We start from the raw sequence: 21114 nt of genomic DNA on the forward strand, positions 1-21114 counted from the left end.
CGCGGTCGACCGGAGTTAGCGCTTCAGCGCTTACTCCGGTCCCATGCTTCGCACTCCGGTCCCATGCAAAGCTGTCTGCGATCACAACGGCCCGGACGTCGCTTGCCCGCGCAACGACGTCGCCGCGGCCAGTCGATCGGTCACTCAAAAAGGTTAGGCGGCACGCGCCGCTTGTACAAGGAGGGGCAGCCCGATATGACGAATCCGGGCGACCGCACCGCCGCAATCTTGCGCTGCCAACAAAGGTGCCTATCCGCGAGCGGGGTGTTTCCCCGGGTATCCGAAGCCTAGACTGCACGCATCGATTCACGCCGCGACGATTCAGCGCGCGACGCTCGACCAACCCGGAGTGCAACATGAAGAAGACGATGATACGCGCGGCTTGTATCGGCATCCTGATGATGGGTGCCGCTGCCGCGGCCCAGGCGCAGGCCTCCTCCCAACCGCTGACGCGAGCCCAGGTTCGACAGGAACTGGCCGAGTACCAAGCGGCAGGTTACCGGCCCGCCATCGTCAGCAGCCCCGACTATCCGCAGAACGTGCAGGCGATCACGCAGCGCGTCGCGCAAGCGCGCGCGGAAGCCGCCAGCTACGGCGGCAACGGCCATGCGACGGTCGAATCCGGCAAGCGTGGCGCAGCGCCGGCGCTCGATCCGTCGACCTATTCACACCACTGACCTGAAGCAGACGCGCGATGAACCGCGTGGATGCGGCGCCGGGCGCACCGACGCCGGAACGCAACGGCTTCCCCGGCTCGCACCGGCTGCCCTGTACGCGCCGCCGCGCGCATGCCGGATTCCGCCGGCGTGATCGCGCGCAGGCGATCCGCACGCCGATGCGCGCGGCCGCGTGCGCGATCGTCAGACGCTGAAGCGGTTCAGCGTATACGCGCGATAGGCCGCGACGAAAGCGTCGAACGAACCGGCTTCCTTCGCTTCCAGTTCGGCCTGCTCGGCCAGCGAGCGCTCGGCGAGCGCGGCCGCGGCGCGCGCGTCGGCCTCCGGAAGCGGCCGCGCGCGGAAATGCGCGGCATGCGCATCGCTTTGCGCGCGCGCGAACGCGAGGAACGACTGCCCGTTGTCGCGCATCGTGCGCAGCACGCGCGCGGACGGCGTGCGTTCCGGATCGGCGAGCTTCTCGCGCTGCGCGGCGATCGCGCGCGCGTGCTCGTCGCCGCCGCGAATCTCGTCGAGACGCCGGCCGACGGCTTCGACTTTCGCCATCAGCTCGTCCGCCCACGCCTGCAGCGCAACCGGGCTGCCGTTGCGCGACAGCGCGAGGCCCGGCTTGCGGCCCTCCATCGTCACGGCGCCGAAGTTCGCGTTCGCTTCGCGGTACGCGTCGCCGTCGAGCGGCGGGCTCGCGTCGAGCGCGCACGCCAGCAGATACGCATCGATGAAGCGCGCGGTGTCGAGCGCGATGCCGGTCGGCGCGAACGGATCGATGTCGAGGCAACGCACTTCGATGTACTGCACGCCGCGCGACGCGAGCGCATGCAGCGGACGCTCGCCCGAATACGTGACGCGCTTCGGCCGGATCGTCGAATAGAACTCGTTCTCGATCTGCAGCACGTTCGTGTTGATCTGGATCCACTCGCCGTCGCGATGCGTGCCGATCGCCTCATACGGCGGATACGGCTCGCTCACGGCCTTCGAGAGCGCGTCCAGATAGCCCGCCAGCGTGTTGTAGTCGGCCTGCAGCGCCGCCTGCGCGGTCGTGTTCGAGTAGCCGAGGTCGCTCATCCGCAGGCTCGTCGCGTACGGACGGTACAGCGTGTCGGCGTCGAACGTGTCGAGCGTGTGCGGGCGGTCGCGCAGAAATCGCCGGTCGAGCGCCGGCGATGCGCCGAACAGGTACATCAGCAGCCAGCTCGTGCGGCGGAAGTTGCGGATCAGCGCGAGATAGCGCTCGGACTGATAGTCGACGAGCGTCGCGGTCGAGCCTTCCTCCGCATGCAGGCGCCGCCACACTTCCTCGTGCAGCGAGTAGTTGTAGTGGATGCCGGCGATGCACTGCATCGTGCGGCCGTAGCGATACGCGAGGCCGAGCCGGTACACCATCTTCAGGCGTCCGATGTTCGACGTGCCGTAGTCGGCAATCGGAATCTGGTCGTCGGCGGGCAGCAGGCCCGGCATCGACTCGTTCCACAGCATTTCGTCGCCGATCGACGCGTAGACGTAGCGATGCAGCTCGTCGAGGCGTTCGAGCGTGAGCGCTGCGTCGGGCTCCGCCGGCGTGATCAGTTCGAGCAGCGCTTCCGAGTAGTCGGTCGTCAGCGACGGATGCGTGAGCGCAGAACCGAGCGCGCGCGGATGCGGCGTGAACGCGATCATCCCGTCGCGCGTCACGCGCAGGCTTTCCTTTTCGATGCCGCGCAGGCCGTCGGGCAGATGTTGCCGCGTCGGGCCGGAACTGAGCACGTCGAGGCGATCCAGCAGCAATTCGGTCTGGCGGATGGTCATGGTGTTCGACATTGATGCGCAAGTGCGGGCACGGCCGCGCGCGGAACGCTCGCGCGCGGCCGGCAGGATTGTTGGTCGCTTCGTTGGTAGCGGGCACTTTAACATCTCGCCGGAACACGCGCTTGGGGCGGCCTCGCGCCTGGGCGGGCGCGCCGGAGCGCGCGGAAAGGACCGTGCGGGAAGGCGACTTTCGGCGGCCGGCGGACGTGCGCGGGGTGTCGCGCAAACGCCGTCGCGCACGGCGGCGGGCATTCGTCTGCCGGATGACGGGATGCGCCGGCCGGCGCCTTGCCCGCATCGTGCGTTGCGCTATCCGCCGCGCGCCGCGCCCGCGCGGTCGGCCACCTCGTTCCACAGATGGAGCGCCGCATACGCGCGCCACGGACGCCAGCCGTCCGTGCGGCGCTTCTGGCTTGCGAGCCGGTCGAGCGACGGATCGCGCGCGGTGATCGACTGCATCAGCACGAGGTCGGACGCGGGCCACGCATCCGGGTCGCGCCACGCGCGCATCGCGATGTATTCGACCGTCCACGGGCCGATGCCGGGCAGGTCGAGCCACGCGTGGCGCAGCGTCGCGAGGTCGGCCTGCGCGGGATCGAGCGGCACGTCGCCCGCCGCGACCGCGCGCGCCATGCCGGTGAGCGCCGCCGCCCGCTTGCCGGGCATGCCGATCTTCGCGAGGTCGCACGCGGCGAGCGCGTCCGGCGCCGGAAAGCGCCACGCGGGCGCACCGTCCGATGCGTGCGCGCCGTCGTCGTGCACGACGCGCTCGCCCGCGCGCTCGACGAGCCGGCCGACGATCGTCGTCGCCGCCTTTACGCTGACCTGCTGGCCGACGATCGCGCGCACCGCGAGCTCGAAGCCCGACCACGCGCCCGGCACCCGCAGCCCGGGCGCGGCCGCGACGAGCGGCGCGAACCACGGGTCGCGCGCCAGCTCCGTGCCGATCGCGGCCGGATCGGCGCGCAGGTCGAACATCGACGCGATGCGGGCGGCAAACGCGTCGTCGACGTGGCGCGCCGCCGCGCCCTCGACCGTCGCGACGAGGCAATGCCGGCGCGGATGCCGCTCGACGGTGAGCCGGCCGGGCTCGCCCTTCAGGTCGACGATCCGGCGATACACGCCGCCCGCGACCTGCTCGACGCCCGGAATCGCGCGCCCGCTGAAGAAGCGCAGCACGCGCGCCCAGTCGTAGGGCGCCTTGAAGCGCAGCTCGAGTTGCACGGCCGACGGCACGCCGCCGCCGTTCACGGTTGCGATGGGGGTTGCGACCTTCAAGCTGCGCTGCCCTCCGCGACGGCGACGTCGGCCGGTTCGTCGTGCGCATCGTGCGCATGGTGTGCCTCGGCCGCGAGCAGCGTCGCCTTGCGGCGCACGCCCCAGCGATAGCCGGCCAGCGCGCCGCCCTTCTGCACGACGCGATGGCACGGAATCGCGAGCGCGACCGGATTCGACGCGCACGCGGACGCCACGGCCCGCACCGCGCGCGGCGCGCCGAGCGCCTCGGCGATCTCCGAATAGCTGCGGGTCTCGCCGTACGGAATGTTCGTCAATGCCTCCCACACGCGCTGCTGGAACGCGGTCGGCGCGATGTCGAGCGGCAGCTCGAAGGTGCGGCGCGTGCCGTCCAGGTACGCACCGATCTGCGCGACGAACGGCGCGAGCCGCGCGGGCGACTCGACCAGTTCGGCGCGCGCGAACGCATCCTTCAGCCCGGCGACGAGCGGCGCCGGATCGTCGCCGAACGCGATCCGGCAGATGCCCTGCGCGGTTGCGGCGACCAGCACCGTGCCGAGCGACGTCGGCGCGGTCGCGTAGTCGATCCGCAGGCTCGCGCCCTGGCGGCGAAACGCCGACGGCGCCATCCCCAGTTCGCGCGGCACCGACGCATACAGCCGCGACGGCGAATTGAAGCCCGCGTCGACGGCCGCCTGCGTGACCGGCCGGCCGTTCTGCAGCGCCTGCCGCAACGCGGCGCCGCGCTGCGCGGCCTGGTATTGCCGCGGCGACACGCCGACCACGCGCTTGAACAGCCGCTGCAGGTGGAACGGGCTCACGTGGACCGCATCGCTCAATTGCGCAAGCGTGAGCCGCTCGGGATGCGCGTCGAGCACCGCACACGCGCGATTGACGATTTCGAGCTCGCGCGGCAGCCCCTCGGGCTGGCAGCGTTTGCAGGGACGGAACCCGGCCGCGCGCGCGGCGGCCGGATCGTCGAAGAAGGCGACGTGGTCGCGCCGCGGCAGCCGCGACGCGCAGGTCGGGCGGCAGAACACGCCGGTGGTGCGCACCGCGTAGAAGAATGCGCCGTCCGCCTGCGGATCGCGGGCGGTCACGGCATTCCAGCGGGCGTCGTCGGTTGGATAGGCGGATTTCATCGGAACCTCGCACTCTCAGTGTAGACGGTGCCTACTGTAGTCAGCCGCACGCACCGTCGCGCCCCGAATCTTGCTCTGTGATTCGCGCCGGCGGCCGACAAACGGGAGGCGCATCGGAAAAGCGGGCATGAACGGTCAACTTTCGGGCTCATTAGTCACCGTTCCGTCACATTCATGTTGCAGTGCAGGTGCGGCAAAACGCCGTCCTGACGTTTTTTTACACAAACAATATTGCGTCGCACCATCGCCGTGTGTATAGTTGGACCTGTCTCCTCCATGTCTCCTCCTGATATGGATTAAGCCCGTTCCACGTGAGCGGGCTTTTTTTTCGTCTGCCGATTTTGCCGCGTTCGCGCAGGCGCTCCCGGCTCCTTGGTCTACACTCGTTGAACCTCGCTTGCCAAGGAGCGTTCACCTATGAAACCGATCCTCCGCGGGATCGATCACGTCGTGCTTCGCGTGACCGACATGGCCGCGATGACGCGCTTCTACTGCGACGCCGTCGGTTGCCATGTGGAACGAGAACAGCCGGAGCTCGGCCTCGTGCAACTGCGCGCCGGCGACGCGCTGATCGACCTGCTCGCCGTCGGCGGGACGCTCGACCGGCCCGACAGCGGGCCGCCCGGCGCCGGGCGCAACCTCGACCACCTGTGCCTGCGCGTCGAGCCGTTCGACCCGCAGGCGCTCGCCGCGCATTTCGCCGCGCACGGCGCGCCGCCGGGCGCGCCCGAGGAACGCTACGGCGCCGACGGCTACGGCCCGTCGATCTACCTGTTCGATCCGGAAGGCAACATGCTGGAGCTCAAGGGGCCGCCGGCCGCGATCGCGTGAGTGCGGCCGGCGCGCGCGTCACGTGTCGGCGCGCGCCTTGAGGACCGTCCATTCGACGGCCACCGGATCGTGATCCGCGCTCGAGATCCACGCGGCGCCGTCCTGCACCGTGCACTGCAGGCGCATGGTCCGCTCGGCGAGCCGCCCGAGCGCCGCCGCGACGCCGTCGTCGAGCGACAGCACCTGCACGTTGCGCAGCCGCTCCACCTTGCTGCGCACGCCCTGCCACCAGATATCCGAGGTCTTGCCGCCGTACGCGATCACCGTCACCTGCGCGGCGCGGCCCGCCGCCTTCGAGATGCGCCGCTCGTCGGGCTGGCCGACCTCGATCCACGCGTCGATCGCGCCCGTCAGGTCCTTCTGCCACAGATCGGGCTCGTCGGTATCCGACAGCCCCTTGCAGAATTCGAGCCGCTCGTGCGCGAACAGCCCGAACGCGGCGATCCGCACCATCATCCGCTCGTCGGTTTCCGACGGATGGCGCGCGACCGTCAGCGTGTGGTCGCCATAGTAGTGCCGATCCATGTCGGCAATTTGCAGTTCGGCTTTGTAGATCGTGGATTTGAGCGCCATGCGGGTAGTGCCCGGGCGGGCATCGGTTCAGGTCGGGCCGTGATGATACCGAAAGCCCGACGTCCGCTGCATGACGCGCACAGCAGAACGGCCCGGCGGGCGGCCGGGCCGTATCGGTTCGCGCCGCCGGCTTGCGCCGGCGCGCGCATGCGCCCGTTGAACGGCGCGTTATTGCTTGATGAAGCGCGAATCGGCCCAGAGGCCCTGCTGGTCGCTGTTGTCGGCGCTGACGAACTGCACGTCGCCGTTGTCCACCGACACCACGCGGAAGCGCTGGCCTTCCGGCACCGACAGGCAGCGGAAGTCGTCGAAGTATTGCTGCTTCGCCTGCGAGTGTCCGCCGCGCTCGTGATCCAGTACGGAATCCAGATTATCTTTCGACAGGCAGCCCCACGCGTTCTTCGTCAACTGGATCTCCTGCCGCGGCTTCACGGCGGCATCGCCGCCGGCCTGGGCAATCGACACCACGGCAAATGCACCGACAAGCGCAACAAACACACCGGTTCGTTTCATCATGTTCAGTCTCCCATGCGCGCTGGCAACAGGCTGGGTTAGCTATGTGTTTAAAGGTGAGCGTGAAGCAACGTTTCTCACTTTAGGAGACCGATAAGCGATGGCAAGCACATTTGTTGTGCGACCGCAATAGCGGCGAATTGTCGCACCTCGCGCGCCGCAGCTTTGGGCGACCTGTCGCCGATGTGGCAATCAACTCGTGCGCGACACACCGGCATGGGATATCGGCCGCAATGCCTTGCTTGGCAAGGCTTCTAATGAAGCGCCATCACTCCGGATGAACGGTTTGGATAATTCATTTCGATATCCGGACGATTTTGATGCATCGCACATAAAGTCATCCGGAACATCAGCGGCTTTATCGCATTGCGCCATGTTATTAAGCGCAAACAAGAAAAATGCCAGGCATCGAATACCTGGCATTTACCCGTATATCAGGCCGCGCGCAGCCGCTCGAAATAATCGCTCTGGAACTGGCACATCCGGTAAGCGTTGTGATATGCCCCGTTGCCGAAGAATTCCTCGATCAATTCCGCTTCACGCCGGAACCCGCATTTTTCATAAACGTGAATGGCCGCCGCATTGGACGTATCCACGATCAGGTACAGCTTGCGCAGGTTCAGCACCTTGAACGCGTACTCGACCGCGAGACGCGTCGCGTGGCCCGCATGGCCGCGGCCCTGGCAGTGCGGCGCGATGATGATCTGGAATTCGCCGCGGCGGTGGATGTAGTCGAGCTCGATCAGTTCGACGAGCCCGACCAGTTCGCCTTGCGGGTCGACCGCGACGAAGCGGCGCTCGCGCTGGTCGTGCACGTGGCGGTCATACAGTTGCGACAGCTCCGCGAAGGTTTCATATGGCTCCTCGAACCAGTAGCGCATGATCTTCGCGTCGTTGTTCAGTTCATGCACGAAGCGCAGGTCCTGACGCTCGAGCGGCCTCAGCGCGAGCGTGTGAGTTTCGTTTTGTAGTTGCATCGTAAGGGTCCTTGTCCCGATTGATTCCGGTGCACACGGCAAGAAAATGAACGTGGGCGAAGTTCAGAGCCTAGAATGGGTTAAGGGTTCCCGCCACCGCAAGGAGGCTATCGTGATCGAGCAAGTGATACTCGGTGTCTTTCTGGTGCTGCCGCTCGTGATCGTGGCCGTGCTGTTTTCCGATGAACTCTGGCAGGAACACCGGCGTCAGCATCCGCGCGACGAGAACGCTCCGCACATCGACTGGAAGCATCCGTGGCGCCGCGTGCGGCGCGGGCATTGATAATCCCGCGCCGGCCGGGTGCGTGTTTGCGCGCATTGCCGGCGCGCGAGCCGTTTCGATTCCATTGCGAGGCGCTGACGTGAACGACACCCCTTCCTCCCGCAAGCCGGATATCCCGCACGAAACGATCGACCTGCAGATCGCCGACGTGCTCGCCGGCGTCGCCTACCCCGCGAACAAGGATGCGATCGTCGACGCCGCGCGCGTTGCGGGCGCAAGCAACGAAGTGCTGTCGATGCTCGACGGGCTGCCCGAGCAGGACTACGCGGACATCGACGCCGTCACGCGCTGGGTCGCCGGCAACTACGGACCGGGGCTGGGGATTTGAGCGCGCGCAAATAACGCGCTAGGATCAGGCCGCACCGGTCGCGCGGCGACCGGGCGGCTGCGCGCACGAACGCCTCGGAGACCTCATGGAAGGCATCCTGATCCAGCACACCACGCGACGGCAATTCTGGTTCGCCGCGCTGTCGGCACTCGTGATCCTGCTCACGCTCGGCATCGCCGCGCCGCATGCGAACGTCGCGCTGCCCGCGGTCGAGCCGTTCATGCCGATGTGCGCGCTCACCGTGTTCACCACCGCCGGCATCGCGGCGTTCTTCCTCGGCGCGCAATTCGCCGTCACGCGCCAGCCGGTGCTCGGGGCGCTCGGCGGCGCCTATGCGTTCACCGCACTCGCCGTCGCGCTGCAGTTGCTGACGTTTCCCGGCGTGTTCGCGCCGCACGGCCTGCTTGGCGCACTGCCGCAAAGCGCCGCGTGGATGTGGATCTTCTGGCACGCGGGCTTTCCGTCCTTCGTATTGCTGGCGTTGTTCGCGCGCGAGCGCATGGCGCGCACGGCGATCAGCGCGCAGCGCATGCGCGGGTGGACGATCGCGCTGATCGGCGGGCCGGCGGCCACGGCCGCGCTGCTGTGCGTGCTCGCGCTGAACGTGCCGCTGCCGCCCGCGTTCCGTCCGCCCGGCGACGCGGCCGTATTGCCGGTCAACGCGGTCGCGCTCGTCGTCTGGACGCTCAACGCGCTTGCGCTCGCCGCCGTGCTGCTCACCGGCCGGCTGCGCACGACGCTCGACCTGTGGCTCGCGATCGCCGTGCTCGCGTGCCTCACCGATACCACGCTGAACCTGCTGAGCACGAACCGCTTCACGGTCGGCTGGTACGTCGCGCGCGTGTTCAGCATGTTCACGCCCGGCGTGCTCGTCTGCGTGCTCGCGTGGGAAGTGACGATGCTGTACCAGCGCCTGTTCGAAGCGCACGCGACGCTGATGCGCTCGTCCGCGCGCGACGGGCTGACGGGCGTCTACAACCGCAGCCACTTCAACGATCATTTCCACCTGCTGTTCCTGCAGGCGCGTCGGCAAGGCGAGCCGCTGTCGCTGCTGATGGTCGACGTCGATCACTTCAAGGCGTACAACGACGCGTTCGGTCACGTGAAGGGCGACGCGTGCCTGATCGCGGTCGCGAATGCGCTGACGGGCGTCGTGCGCCGGCCCGCGGATCTCGTCGCGCGTTACGGCGGCGAGGAGTTCGCGATCGTGCTGCCGAACACCGGCGCGCGCGGCGCGCGGCTCGTCGCGGAAGAAGCGCGCGAGGCGGTGCTGCGGCTCAATTTGCCGACGCGCGAGCCGGCCGGGCGTGTGTCGGTCAGCGTCGGCTGCGCGACGGCGGCGCCCGACGAACCGATGATGCCGGACGCGCTGATCGAAGCCGCCGACGCCGCGCTTTATCGCGCGAAGGATGCCGGGCGCAACCGGATCATGACGGTGTGACGCGCTCTTTTCATCGGGCGTTTTGACCGGAATAATCCGCCGTTACGCAATGCACGGTTGGGAAACGATTCCTTACAGCCGCTGCCAGGGGCGCTCGATATGCTGGGCTCATCTTGAACCTGGGCAGGTGAGCGCCATGAAAACCCTGTTGTTGATTGCCGGCGTCGCCGCGTTGTTGAGCGGCTGTGTCGTTGCGCCGTATGACGGTTATTACGGTGACGGGTATTACCATCACCATCATCATCATCGGGATTGGGATTGAGGGGGAACGCGGACGCATGGCGGTGATTGCCGCCGTGCGCCTCAGCGCCTTGTCATTTCCCGATACAGAACCTGCTGAAAATCACCCCCAGCAAGTCATCCGAAGTAAATTCCCCGGTAATCGAATTGAGCTGCTCCTGCGCGAGCCGCAGCTCCTCCGCGAACAGGTCGAGCGACTGCGCGCGCTGCTCCGCGTGATCAGCCGCCTGCGCAAGATGCTCCTGCGCGGCACGCAGCGCGATCAGGTGCCGCTCGCGCGCCAGATACACGCCCTCGGCCCCCGCCTGCCATCCCGCGATCCGCAGCAGCTCGCCGCGCAGCAGGTCGATCCCGTCGCCGCGCTTCGCCGACAGATGCACCTCGGTGAGATCCCCTTGCGCCGCCGGATGCGCCACCGACGCCGGCACGCCAGTCAGGTCCGTCTTGTTCAGCACACGCACGACCGGCACGCCCGCCGGGAACCGTGCGGCGATCGCCTCGTCGTCCGCCGTCATCCCGCCGCGCGAATCGAGCAGATGCAGCACGACGTCCGCGCGCTCGATCTCGCTCCACGTGCGCGCGATGCCGATCCGCTCGACCTCGTCCTCGGTCTCGCGCAGCCCCGCCGTATCGATGATGTGCAGCGGAATCCCCTCGACCTGGATCGTCTGCGCCACCTTGTCGCGTGTCGTGCCGGCGATCGGCGTGACGATCGCGAGCTCGGCGCCCGCCAGCGCGTTCAGCAGCGACGACTTGCCGACGTTCGGCTGCCCCGCGAGCACCACCGACAGCCCTTCGCGCAGCAGCGCGCCCTGCCGTGCATCGCCGAGCACGTGCGCGAGCTGCTCGCGAATGCGCGCGAGCTTGCCGCGCGCGTCCGCCGCTTCGAGAAAATCGATTTCCTCTTCCGGAAAATCCAGCGTCGCCTCGACCAGCATCCGCAGCGTGATCACGTCGTCGACGAGCGTATGGATCTGCCGCGAGAACGCGCCGTCGAGCGAGCGGCCGGCCGAGCGCGCGGCCGCCTCGGTGCTCGCCTCGATCAGGTCGGCGACCGCCTCGGCCTGCGCGAGATCGAGCTTGTCGTTCAGGAACGCGCGCCGCGTGAATTCGCCCGGCTCCGCGAGCCGCAACCCGAAGCCGCGGCCGGCGTCGAGGCAGCGTTGCAGCAGCAGCTGCATCACGATCGGCCCGCCGTGCCCCTGCAGTTCGAGCACGTGCTCGCCGGTGTACGAATGCGGCGCCGGGAAATACAGCGCGATGCCGCGGTCGAGCGGCGCGCCATGTTCATCGAGGAACGGCACGTAGCTCGCGTGGCGCGGCGCGAGTCGCTGCCCGCACAACGCGTCGATCAGCGGCAGCGCCGCCGCCTCGCCGCCACGCCCGAACGACACGCGGACGACGCCGATCCCGCCGCGGCCGGCAGCGGTGGCAATGGCGACGATCGGATCGGAATCGGTAGCAAGCATGGCAATCGGAAATCAGCGGTGGAACGGCCAACCCGCGCGGATCGCCGCGCGGGCATCGGGAGGGACGCCGGCATTGTAGCGTGGCGACATGCGCGTCACCCGCGCCCGCCCCAGCCACAATTAGAACTCGAACTAATTTATCCCGTCAGAGATAAGATAAATACTAATCGAACCACGCGAGCCGACATCGGTTTCGGATAAATGCGCCATAGGTACGCCCAATCAGGGCGACTCGCGCGCCGTCCGCCTGGCGCGGCATTCATCTGATAATAGCTTGGGACTCATCCAATAAAGATATGTTTATCCCAATTGGTTGTCTGAAAGCCGTTAGTCGAAATGCACAATCTCTTCCATGCCGACATCCGAAGAGAAAAAGGCGTTCTCCGTACGCCTGAAATTCGCCTTGCAGCGCAACCCGCACAAGATCGTGGGCGCGACGGAGCTTGCCAACCAGTTCAATCTTCGACACCACGGCGAGCATCCGGTGTCGCCGCAGACGGCGCACAAATGGCTGACGGGGCGCACGATCCCGACGCAGGACAAGCTGCGCACGCTCGCGGAGTGGCTGCGCGTCGATCTCCACTGGCTGCATTACGGCCCGCCGCCGAACGGTGCGGCGCATTCGACGCCGCAACCGCTGCCGCGCGACGAGCGCTACCCGCCGACGCCCGAGACGATCGAGCTCGCGTCTAAGATCGAGGCGCTGTCGCCCCACCATCGCTACCTGGTTCAGGAACTGATCGAGCAGTTCTACGGCGACGCGACGAAACGCTGAGCGCCGCACCCGTAAAAAAAAGCCGCAGGGCCCGAAGGCCATGCGGCTTTTTTTGCATCGTCGCGACGGCCGGGGCCGCGGGGCGGACAGTTTCCACCCGCGGCGCTGGCCGATCGTCAGGCGGGTTTCTTCTTGAGCCCGCCCAGCTTGCGCGTGATGTAGTACTGCTGCGCGATCGACAGCACGTTGTTCACGACGTAGTACAGCACGAGGCCCGCCGGGAAGAAGAAGAACATCACCGAGAACGCGATCGGCATGAACATCATCATCTTCGCCTGCACCGGGTCCGGCGGCGTCGGGTTCAGCTTGGTCTGCACGAACATCGACACGGCCATCAGCACCGGCAGGATGAAGAACGGATCGCGCTGCGACAGGTCGTGAATCCACAGAATCCACGGCGCGCCGCGCATTTCGACCGACGCGAGCAGCACCCAGTACAGCGAGATGAACACCGGGATCTGGATCACGACCGGCAGGCAGCCGCCGAACGGATTGACCTTCTCGGTCTTGTACAGCTCCATCAGCGCCGCGTTCATCTTCTGCGGGTCGCTCTTGAAGCGCTCGCGCAGCGCCTGCATGCGCGGCGTGATTTCCTTCATGCGCGCCATCGACTTGTAGCTCGCGGCCGACAGCGGGAAGAACACCGCCTTGATCAACAGCGTCAGCAGCACGATCGCCCAGCCCCAGTTGCCGACGAAGCCGTGGATCTTCTCGAGCAGCCAGAACAGCGGCTTCGCGATGATCGTCACCCAGCCGTAGTCCTTCACGAGCTCGAGGCCCGGCGCGATGCCTTCCAGCATGCGCTCTTCTTCCGGACCCGCGAACAGGCGCGCCGACACGTCGGCCGACTGGCCCGGCGCGATCGCGCCGACCGGCTGCTTCACGCCGACGCGGTACAGCGACGGATCGAACTTCTCCGCGTAGATGTCGCGCTTCACGCCCTGCTTCGGAATCCACGCCGACGCGAAGTAGTGCTGGACCATCGCGACCCAGCCGTTGTCCGCGGACTTCTCGAAGTTCGCCTTGTTCTTGTCGAGATCGCTGAAGTCGATCTTCTGGAAGTGCTTGCTGTCCGTGTAGACCGCCGGGCCAAGGAACGTGTGCGAGAACATCGGCGTCTCGACCGCCGTGTTGTCGCGCACGAGCTCCATGTAGACCGTCGGCGACACCGGCGCGGTGCCGACGTTGTCGATCTTCGTATCGACGTCGATCACGTAGCTGCCGCGCGTGAACGTGTAGGTCTTCACGACCTTCACGCCGCCCTTCACCGGCGATTCGAACGACAGCTTCAGCGCGTTCTGGTCGCCCGACAGCGTCGTCGGGCCCGCGTTGACCTGCGAGTAGACGTCGTTGTGGTTCGGGAAGTCGCCGCCGAGCAGGCCCGTGCGCGCGAGGTACGTGTGGCCGGCCGTGTGGTCGAACAGCGTGATGTAGAGGTCCGGCTGCTTGCCGTCGCCCTGCTTCTTCAGCGTCAGCTTCGCGAGCGTGCCGCCGCGCGTGTCGATTTCGCCGTCGTACACGTCGGTCGAGAACTTCACGAGCTGCGCCTGCGCGGCGGGCGCCGTCGTCGCGGGTGCGGCGCCGGCTGCCGCGGCCGGCACGTCGCCGGCCGTCGTCGTGCTGGCGCCGGTCGCGCCGGTGCCGGAAGCGCCGCCTGCGGCTGCGGGAGCCGTCTGCGTGGCGCCCGGGAAGAACATCGACGGGCGTCCATGGGAGCGCTGCCAGTTGTCATAGAGCATGACAGCTGACATGAAGAAGATCACCCATAGGACGGTGCGTTTGATATCCATGCGTTGTCTCAGAGTCGATGGGACTGCGCTTCGGCGTCGCCGCGGGCGCGTGTTTCGGAGTTGGGCGGCGGAACGAGGTCGATGCCGCCCGCGGAAAACGGGTGGCATCGGCACAGTCGCCTGGCGGCGAGATACGTGCCGCGCGCGGCGCCATGATACTGGATTGCCTCGCGCGCGTAATCCGAACAGGAAGGATAAAAACGGCAACGGTTGCCGAGCAGCGGACTCACGGCAACCTTGTAGAAGCGCAGCAACGCGATCAATACCGTTTGCATACCCAACGCGGCGCCGTTCAGCGCCGCTTCAAAGCCGGCCGCGCAGGCGCGAACGCCGCACGGCTAACGGGTGCGTCACTCGGACGCGGGCTTCGACGCGCGGCGGGCGATCTCCCGGGCCGCCCTGTCGAGCAGCTCGCGGATCTCGGCCGCGCACATCGCCGCGAGCGGGGCGGAAGCCGCGCTCGGCAGCGCCTTCTTGTCGAAGCGCGTGTGCTGCCGCAGCAGCAGGTCGTAACCGGCGAACTCGGCCCGGCGCAGGCGAAACGCGTCGCGTGCGAGCCGCTTCACGAGGTTGCGCGTCACCGCGCGCGGCGCATACTTCTTGCCGACCACGAGCCCCAGACGCGCAGGCTGGCCGGTCGGCTTGCCGTAAATCACGAAGTGCGCGGAGCGCCGCCACGGGCGCAAACGAAAAACGGATGAAAATTCATCCGTTTTCAGAAGTCGCGCAGCTTTGGGGAAGGCAGCTTTCGTCTGCAACGGATTCGCACCCGGCTCGACGGCCCCTTCCGCATCACTGCGGACGGCGGTCACAGCGCGCAACCCGCGTTAGATCGCGAGGCGCTTGCGGCCCTTCGCGCGGCGAGCGTTGATGACCTTGCGGCCACCTGCCGTCTTCATGCGGACACGGAAACCATGGGTGCGCTTGCGGCGCGTCACGGACGGTTGGTAAGTACGTTTCATGATGCTCTCTCTTGGTTGAGAATGTCGGAATTCAGGGACCGCGCACCCTTACCAACAGGCCTTCGGGCGAACGCAATCGCCGGAAATACAGGATTGGTTTTCGCGGAACCCGCTATTTAAACCGTTTTTCTCTTGACGGTCAATACTTTAGAAGCTATCCAGGCGCGCCGGGGCCCCGTGATCCGGCCCCGCGACCCACAGCGCACCCCTGTGGATAACTCGCTCTGTGGCCGCGTTTGCGGGTAGAATCTCGCCTTATCTCCAAGAATCCCGCACGCCGCGTCGGCCCAAGCCTGCCCCTCCACCGCTGTGACGCAGGTGTCCGACGCATGCTCGCACGACCGCTTCGGGCCTTGTTGCGCATTCGCGACAAGGGCGCCGGCGAGCCGCAGTGCACGCAAAAACGACAGTTACTTGATGAACGATTTCTGGCAACACTGTTCCGCACTGCTGGAGCGCGAGCTGACGCCCCAGCAGTACGTGACGTGGATCAAACCCTTGGCCCCGGTGGCCTTCGATGCGGCGGCGAACACGCTGTCCATCGCCGCGCCGAACCGCTTCAAGCTGGACTGGGTCAAGAGCCAGTTTTCGGGGCGGATCTCCGATCTGGCCCGCGATTTCTGGAATGCGCCGATCGAAGTCCTGTTCGTCCTCGATCCGAAGGCCGGCATGCGCAGCGCGGCCGGCGCCGCGCCGGCGGCCCCGCGCGCGCCGCTGGCGCCGGCCGGCGGCCCGGCTGCCGCCGTGGCCGCGATTGCCGCGAACGTCGCCGCAGCCGCACCCGCCGTGGTCGACGCGCCGATCGGCGCGCAAGCTGCCACGCACCTGAGCGCCGACGACGCCGACATCGACTTGCCGAGCCTGCCCGCGCATGAAGCGGCCGCCGGCCGCCGCACCTGGCGCCCCGGCAACGGCGCCGCGCCGGCCGCCGCCGGCGAGGCCGATTCGATGTACGAGCGCTCGAAGCTGAACCCGGTGCTCACGTTCGACAACTTCGTGACGGGCAAGGCGAACCAGCTCGCGCGCGCCGCCGCGATCCAGGTCGCGGACAACCCCGGCATCTCGTACAACCCGCTGTTCCTGTACGGCGGCGTCGGCCTCGGCAAGACCCACCTGATCCACGCGATCGGCAACCAGCTCCTGCTCGACAAGCCGGGCGCGCGGATCCGCTACATCCACGCCGAACAGTACGTGTCCGACGTCGTGAAGGCGTACCAGCGCAAGGCGTTCGACGATTTCAAGCGCTACTATCATTCGCTCGACCTGCTGCTGATCGACGACATCCAGTTCTTCTCCGGCAAGTCGCGCACGCAGGAAGAATTCTTCTACGCGTTCGAGGCGCTGGTCGCGAACAAGGCGCAGGTGATCATCACCAGCGATACGTACCCGAAGGAGATTTCGGGGATCGACGATCGCCTGATCTCGCGCTTCGATTCGGGCCTCACCGTCGCGATCGAGCCGCCCGAGCTGGAGATGCGCGTCGCGATCCTGATGCGCAAGGCCCAGTCGGAAGGCGTGAACCTGTCGGAGGACGTCGCGTTCTTCGTCGCGAAGCACCTGCGCTCGAACGTGCGCGAGCTCGAAGGCGCGCTGCGCAAGATCCTCGCGTATTCGAAGTTCCACGGCCGCGAGATCTCGATCGAGCTGACCAAGGAAGCGCTGAAGGACCTGCTGACCGTGCAGAACCGGCAGATCTCGGTCGAGAACATCCAGAAGACCGTTGCCGACTTCTACAACATCAAGGTCGCCGACATGTATTCGAAGAAGCGTCCGGCGAACATCGCGCGGCCGCGGCAGATCGCGATGTACCTCGCGAAGGAGCTGACGCAGAAGAGCCTGCCGGAAATCGGCGAGCTGTTCGGCGGGCGCGATCACACCACCGTGCTGCACGCGGTGCGCAAGATCGCCGACGAGCGCAGCAAGGATGCGCAGCTCAACCACGAGCTGCACGTGCTCGAACAGACGCTGAAGGGCTGACCGGCGCGCCGGGTTGAGAATTCGGCGTCCGCCCCAATTTAAGGGGGGCGGTTCGGTTTTGAGGCACAATATAGGTTTGACCGCTCCGGCGGCGAAGGGCCAAGAGCCCGGCCGGCGGGGCGTTGCGAGGCTGCTGCAGGCCGTTATCTCAACGAAGGAACTCTATGCAACTGGTCAAGACCGAACGAGACACCCTCCTCAGGCCGCTGCAAACGGTCAGCGGCATCGTCGAACGCCGCCATACGTTGCCGATCCTCGCCAATCTGCTGATCACCAAGAACGGCGCGGACGTTTCGTTCCTGTCGACCGACCTGGAGCTGCAAATCACCACGCGCGCCGATTTCGGCGTCGGCAACGACCAGGTCGCGACCACCGTTGCCGCCCGCAAGCTGCTCGACATCCTGCGCGCGATGCCTGACGGCCAGGTCACGCTGTCGCTCGCCGACAAGCGCCTGACGGTTCAATCGGGCAAGAGCCGCTTCGCACTGCAGACGCTCGCGGCCGACGAGTTCCCGACCGTCGCGCAGGCGAAGGATTTCGGCGCGAGCCTCTCCGTCCCGCAGAAGTCGTTCCGCCAGTTGCTCGGCATGGTGCACTTCGCGATGGCGCAGCAGGACATCCGCTACTACCTGAACGGCATGCTGCTCGTCGTCGACGGCGACCAGTTGATGGCCGTTGCGACCGACGGCCACCGCCTCGCGTTCTCGTCGATGAAGATCGAGGGCGGCGCATTCGGCCGCCAGGAAGTGATCGTGCCCCGCAAGACCATCCTCGAGCTGCAGCGCCTGCTCGAGGACATCGACGACACCGTCACCATCGACATCGCGCAGACCCAGGCGAAGTTCACGTTCGGCCAGGTCGAGCTCGTGTCGAAGCTGGTCGAGGGCAAGTTCCCCGACTTCCAGCGCGTGATCCCGAAGGCGCACAAGAACACGTTCGAGATCGGCCGCGAGGAACTGCAGCGTTCGCTGCAGCGCGCGGCGATCCTGACCTCGGACAAGTTCAAGGGCGTGCGCTGCATCATCGCGCCGGGCCAACTGAAGATCATGTCGACCAACGCCGACCAGGAAGAGGCGCAGGAAGAGCTGGAAATCGCCTACCAGGGCGACACCGTCGACATCGGCTTCAACGTCACCTATCTCCTCGACGTGCTCGCGAACCTGAAGGTCGACACCGTGCAGGTGAGCCTCGGCGACGCCAGCTCGAGCGCCCTGATCACTGTGCCCGAGAACGACGAGTTCAAGTATGTCGTGATGCCGATGCGCATCTGACGCGCGCGACATCACGACACACACCAGGGGGCGGCAAGCCCCTTTGGCGTTTTTATGGCGAATCTAAAACCCCTCCTTTTGGCGCCGGGCCGGCGCCCTGGACGGGTCAGGAAAACTGGAGCGGCCCGGCGTTTTCTCGCGGAAACGCACCGCGCCGCCGCTTGAGTGGCCTCGCAGAACCGGAAGATATCCATGAGTGAACAGCACAATACGCAGCCCGATAACAGCAGCTACGGCGCCTCGTCGATCCAGATCCTCGAGGGTCTGGAGGCGGTGCGCAAGCGCCCCGGGATGTACATCGGCGACACGTCGGACGGCACCGGTCTGCATCACCTCGTGTTCGAGGTGCTCGACAACTCGATCGACGAAGCGCTCGCCGGGTACTGCAACGACATCCACGTGACGATTCATGCGGACAACTCGATTTCCGTGACCGACAACGGCCGCGGGATTCCGACCGACGTGAAGATGAACGACAAGCACGAGCCGAAGCGCAGCGCCGCCGAGATCGTGATGACCGAGCTGCATGCCGGCGGCAAGTTCGACCAGAACAGCTACAAGGTGTCCGGCGGCCTGCACGGCGTGGGCGTGTCGTGCGTGAACGCGCTGTCGAGCTGGCTGCGCCTCACCGTGCGGCGCGACGGCAAGAAGCGTTTCATGGAGTTCCATCGCGGCATTGCGCAGGACCGCGTGATCGAGACGGTGGACGGCGTGGAAGTGTCGCCGATGCAACTGATCGGCGATACCGAGAACCGCGGCACCGAAGTGCACTTCATGGCCGATCCGACGATCTTCGGGACCGTCGAGTATCACTACGACATCCTCGCCAAGCGGATGCGCGAGCTTTCGTTCCTGAACAACGGCGTGCGGATTCGCTTGACCGACCTGCGTTCGGGCAAGGAAGACGATTTCGCGTTCGCCGGCGGTGTGAAGGGCTTCGTCGAGTTCATCAACAAGACGAAGAGCAACCTGCACCCGACCATCTTCCACGTGAACGGCGAGAAGGATGGCGTGGGCGTCGAAGTCGCGATGCAGTGGAACGACAGCTACAACGAAAACGTGCTGTGCTTCACGAACAACATTCCGCAACGGGATGGCGGCACGCACCTGACCGGCCTGCGGGCCGCGATGACGCGCGTCATCAACAAGTACATCGCCGACAACGAAATCGCGAAGAAGGCGAAGGTCGAGACGTCCGGCGATGACATGCGCGAAGGGTTGTCGTGCGTGCTGTCCGTGAAGGTGCCGGAGCCGAAGTTCAGCTCGCAGACCAAGGACAAGCTGGTTTCCTCCGAAGTGCGGGCGCCGGTTGAGGAAGTCGTCGCGAAGGCGCTGGAAGAGTTCCTGCTCGAAACGCCGAACGACGCGAAGATCATCTGCGGGAAGATCGTCGAAGCCGCGCGTGCGCGCGATGCTGCGCGCAAGGCGCGGGAGATGACGCGACGCAAGGGCGTGCTCGACGGCGTCGGCCTGCCCGGCAAGCTCGCGGACTGCCAGGAGAAAGACCCGGCGAAGTGCGAAATCTACATCGTCGAGGGCGACTCGGCAGGCGGCTCGGCAAAGCAAGGCCGCGATCGGAAGTTCCAGGCGATCCTGCCGCTGCGCGGCAAGGTGCTGAACGTCGAGAAGGCGCGCTACGACAAGCTGCTGTCGTCCGAGCAGATCGTGACGCTCGTGACCGCGCTCGGGTGCGGGATCGGCAAGGACGATTACAACCTCGACAAGCTCCGCTATCACCGCATCATCATCATGACCGACGCGGACGTCGACGGTGCGCACATCCGGACGCTGCTGCTCACGTTCCTCTATCGGCAAATGCCGGACATGATCGAGCGCGGATATGTGTATATCGCGCAGCCGCCGCTTTACAAGATCAAGGCGGGCAAGGACGAGCGGTATCTGAAGGACGACTCGGAGCTCAACGCGCATATGCTGCGGCTCGCGCTGCAAGGGTCGGAGCTGGTGCCGGGCGAGAATGCTACGGCGATTTCGGGGGATGCGCTTGGGGAGCTTGCGCGGTCGTATCTGATGTCGCAGAGCGTGATCGAGCGACTCAGCCGCCTGTATGACCCGGCCGCGCTTGAAGCCGTCATGGATGGGGTTGTGATCGATCTCTCCAGCGAAGAATCGACCGAGGCTTCGGCCAAGGCGCTTCACGCCGCGCTGCATGATGAAGCGCTCAAGAATGAAGTGCGGGTCGTGCCTTCGTATGACGCCGTGCGTGAGTTGCGGTCGCTGCGCGTCGAGCGCGCGCATCACGGGAATGTGCGGGTCTCAGTCATCGACGAGGAATTCCAGCATACGGCGGATTATCAGCAGCTCGTGACCACCGCGAATACGTTCAAGGGGCTGATTGGGGAAGGGGCGGTCATCAAGCGGGGGGAACGCAGTATGGCTGTCAGCGACTTCAAGAGCGCGATGAAGTGGTTGCTGGCGGATGCCGAGCGGAACGTTTCGAAGCAGCGGTATAAGGGGCTGGGGGAGATGAATCCCGAACAGCTTTGGGAAACGACGATGGATCCGGCTGTGCGGCGGTTGCTGCGTGTGCAGATCGAAGACGCGATCGCGGCGGATGGGATCTTTACTACCCTCATGGGGGATGAGGTCGAGCCGCGGAGAGCGTTTATTGAGTCGAATGCGTTGAGGGCGGGGAATATTGACGTCTAACACCGAAACCAACGGTGCCTTTGAATTTCTGAAACCCCGCGAGCCAGAAGGCCCCGCGGGGTTTTTTTGTTTCTGTCCACGATCACAATTCTCGCTCACGCAATGGATCGCAAGGTATGTATTGTCGATACATACCGCAATAGTTTGCCCCCGCGACCGAAAAAATACTCGTCCGAT

The 21114-nt window shown here is 66.1% G+C and carries 22 protein-coding genes; 11 read left to right on the top strand and 11 right to left on the bottom strand.

Annotated features, from left to right (window positions below; all coding sequences use genetic code 11):
• Nucleotides 1-356 precede the first annotated feature (356 nt).
• Nucleotides 357-677 (top strand): DUF4148 domain-containing protein, encoded by a 321-nt coding sequence (locus KY49_RS22075; protein WP_042586615.1) that lies wholly within the window; start codon nucleotides 357-359, stop codon nucleotides 675-677.
• 17 nt (nucleotides 678-694) lie between these two features.
• The gene (locus KY49_RS38230) at nucleotides 695-871 is read left to right on the top strand and encodes a hypothetical protein (RefSeq protein ID WP_197083592.1); all 177 of its coding nucleotides are present in this window, start codon (nucleotides 695-697) and stop codon (nucleotides 869-871) included.
• On the opposite strand, the gene gshA is transcribed toward KY49_RS38230, so the two are convergent.
• From gshA to ada, 3 genes are all read right to left on the bottom strand, one after another.
• Nucleotides 861-2474, bottom strand: a complete 1614-nt coding sequence (gene gshA / locus KY49_RS22080; protein ID WP_042586616.1) for a glutamate--cysteine ligase — start codon at nucleotides 2472-2474, stop codon at nucleotides 861-863. The two genes, KY49_RS38230 and gshA, sit on opposite strands and share 11 nt — an antisense overlap.
• A gap of 297 nt (nucleotides 2475-2771) precedes the next feature.
• On the bottom strand, nucleotides 2772-3740 hold the full coding sequence (locus KY49_RS22085) for a DNA-3-methyladenine glycosylase family protein (protein WP_042586617.1): 969 nt from the start codon (nucleotides 3738-3740) through the stop codon (nucleotides 2772-2774).
• Nucleotides 3737-4840 (bottom strand): bifunctional DNA-binding transcriptional regulator/O6-methylguanine-DNA methyltransferase Ada, encoded by a 1104-nt coding sequence (gene ada, locus KY49_RS22090; protein ID WP_042586618.1) that lies wholly within the window; start codon nucleotides 4838-4840, stop codon nucleotides 3737-3739. Before ada ends, KY49_RS22085 begins: the two co-directional genes overlap by 4 nt.
• 417 nt (nucleotides 4841-5257) lie before the next feature.
• On the opposite strand from ada, the gene KY49_RS22095 reads away from it, so the two are divergent.
• Complete coding sequence (locus KY49_RS22095) at nucleotides 5258-5671, top strand: VOC family protein (protein ID WP_042586619.1); 414 nt, start codon at nucleotides 5258-5260, stop codon at nucleotides 5669-5671.
• An 18-nt stretch (nucleotides 5672-5689) separates the two neighbouring features.
• Here KY49_RS22095 and KY49_RS22100 read toward each other — a convergent pair whose 3' ends face one another.
• From KY49_RS22100 to speG, 3 genes are all read right to left on the bottom strand, one after another.
• Nucleotides 5690-6244 (bottom strand): YaeQ family protein, encoded by a 555-nt coding sequence (locus KY49_RS22100; RefSeq protein ID WP_042586620.1) that lies wholly within the window; start codon nucleotides 6242-6244, stop codon nucleotides 5690-5692.
• 168 nt (nucleotides 6245-6412) lie between these two features.
• The gene (gene sap1 / locus KY49_RS22105) at nucleotides 6413-6760 is read right to left on the bottom strand and encodes a surface attachment protein Sap1 (RefSeq protein ID WP_029226295.1); all 348 of its coding nucleotides are present in this window, start codon (nucleotides 6758-6760) and stop codon (nucleotides 6413-6415) included.
• A 431-nt stretch (nucleotides 6761-7191) separates the two neighbouring features.
• Entirely contained in the window at nucleotides 7192-7734 is a 543-nt protein-coding gene (speG, locus tag KY49_RS22110; RefSeq protein WP_042586621.1) for a spermidine N1-acetyltransferase, read from the bottom strand.
• Between the two features lie 112 nt (nucleotides 7735-7846).
• Between speG and KY49_RS38235 the strand changes: the two genes are divergently transcribed.
• The 4 genes from KY49_RS38235 to KY49_RS39035 all read left to right on the top strand — a co-directional run bounded on the left by KY49_RS38235 (nucleotide 7847) and on the right by KY49_RS39035 (nucleotide 10048).
• On the top strand, nucleotides 7847-8017 hold the full coding sequence (locus tag KY49_RS38235; protein WP_042586622.1) for a hypothetical protein: 171 nt from the start codon (nucleotides 7847-7849) through the stop codon (nucleotides 8015-8017).
• Nucleotides 8018-8096: 79 nt separating this feature from the next.
• A complete protein-coding gene (locus tag KY49_RS22120) occupies nucleotides 8097-8345 on the top strand; it encodes a DUF2795 domain-containing protein (RefSeq protein ID WP_042586623.1) in 249 nt (82 codons plus the stop codon).
• 85 nt (nucleotides 8346-8430) lie between these two features.
• Nucleotides 8431-9786, top strand: a complete 1356-nt coding sequence (locus KY49_RS22125) for a GGDEF domain-containing protein (RefSeq protein WP_042586624.1) — start codon at nucleotides 8431-8433, stop codon at nucleotides 9784-9786.
• 136 nt (nucleotides 9787-9922) lie between these two features.
• Complete coding sequence (locus tag KY49_RS39035; RefSeq protein ID WP_256243928.1) at nucleotides 9923-10048, top strand: hypothetical protein; 126 nt, start codon at nucleotides 9923-9925, stop codon at nucleotides 10046-10048.
• 52 nt (nucleotides 10049-10100) lie between these two features.
• Here KY49_RS39035 and mnmE read toward each other — a convergent pair whose 3' ends face one another.
• Nucleotides 10101-11495, bottom strand: coding sequence for a tRNA uridine-5-carboxymethylaminomethyl(34) synthesis GTPase MnmE (mnmE, locus tag KY49_RS22130; RefSeq protein WP_042586625.1), 1395 nt, complete (start codon nucleotides 11493-11495; stop codon nucleotides 10101-10103).
• A gap of 352 nt (nucleotides 11496-11847) precedes the next feature.
• Between mnmE and KY49_RS22135 the strand changes: the two genes are divergently transcribed.
• Nucleotides 11848-12270: a transcriptional regulator gene (locus KY49_RS22135; protein WP_042586626.1), complete on the top strand. Its 423-nt coding sequence runs from the start codon at nucleotides 11848-11850 to the stop codon at nucleotides 12268-12270.
• A gap of 116 nt (nucleotides 12271-12386) precedes the next feature.
• Here the strand turns inward: KY49_RS22135 and yidC are convergent, their stop codons facing one another.
• From yidC to rpmH, 4 genes are all read right to left on the bottom strand, one after another.
• On the bottom strand, nucleotides 12387-14060 hold the full coding sequence (yidC, locus tag KY49_RS22140) for a membrane protein insertase YidC (protein WP_042586627.1): 1674 nt from the start codon (nucleotides 14058-14060) through the stop codon (nucleotides 12387-12389).
• A gap of 8 nt (nucleotides 14061-14068) precedes the next feature.
• The gene (gene yidD / locus KY49_RS22145; protein ID WP_010093045.1) at nucleotides 14069-14335 is read right to left on the bottom strand and encodes a membrane protein insertion efficiency factor YidD; all 267 of its coding nucleotides are present in this window, start codon (nucleotides 14333-14335) and stop codon (nucleotides 14069-14071) included.
• A gap of 75 nt (nucleotides 14336-14410) precedes the next feature.
• Nucleotides 14411-14872 (bottom strand): ribonuclease P protein component, encoded by a 462-nt coding sequence (gene rnpA / locus KY49_RS22150; RefSeq protein ID WP_033355859.1) that lies wholly within the window; start codon nucleotides 14870-14872, stop codon nucleotides 14411-14413.
• A gap of 15 nt (nucleotides 14873-14887) precedes the next feature.
• On the bottom strand, nucleotides 14888-15022 hold the full coding sequence (gene rpmH, locus KY49_RS22155; RefSeq protein WP_004198824.1) for a 50S ribosomal protein L34: 135 nt from the start codon (nucleotides 15020-15022) through the stop codon (nucleotides 14888-14890).
• A gap of 417 nt (nucleotides 15023-15439) precedes the next feature.
• Between rpmH and dnaA the strand changes: the two genes are divergently transcribed.
• From dnaA to gyrB, 3 genes are all read left to right on the top strand, one after another.
• On the top strand, nucleotides 15440-16999 hold the full coding sequence (gene dnaA, locus KY49_RS22160) for a chromosomal replication initiator protein DnaA (protein ID WP_042586628.1): 1560 nt from the start codon (nucleotides 15440-15442) through the stop codon (nucleotides 16997-16999).
• Nucleotides 17000-17163: 164 nt separating this feature from the next.
• Nucleotides 17164-18270, top strand: a complete 1107-nt coding sequence (gene dnaN / locus KY49_RS22165; RefSeq protein WP_010097668.1) for a DNA polymerase III subunit beta — start codon at nucleotides 17164-17166, stop codon at nucleotides 18268-18270.
• A gap of 192 nt (nucleotides 18271-18462) precedes the next feature.
• Nucleotides 18463-20937, top strand: coding sequence for a DNA topoisomerase (ATP-hydrolyzing) subunit B (gyrB, locus tag KY49_RS22170; protein WP_042586629.1), 2475 nt, complete (start codon nucleotides 18463-18465; stop codon nucleotides 20935-20937).
• Nucleotides 20938-21114 lie beyond the last annotated feature (177 nt).

The sequence above is a fragment of the Burkholderia sp. MSHR3999 genome (assembly GCF_000833595.1).
Lineage (GTDB): Bacteria > Pseudomonadota > Gammaproteobacteria > Burkholderiales > Burkholderiaceae > Burkholderia > Burkholderia ubonensis.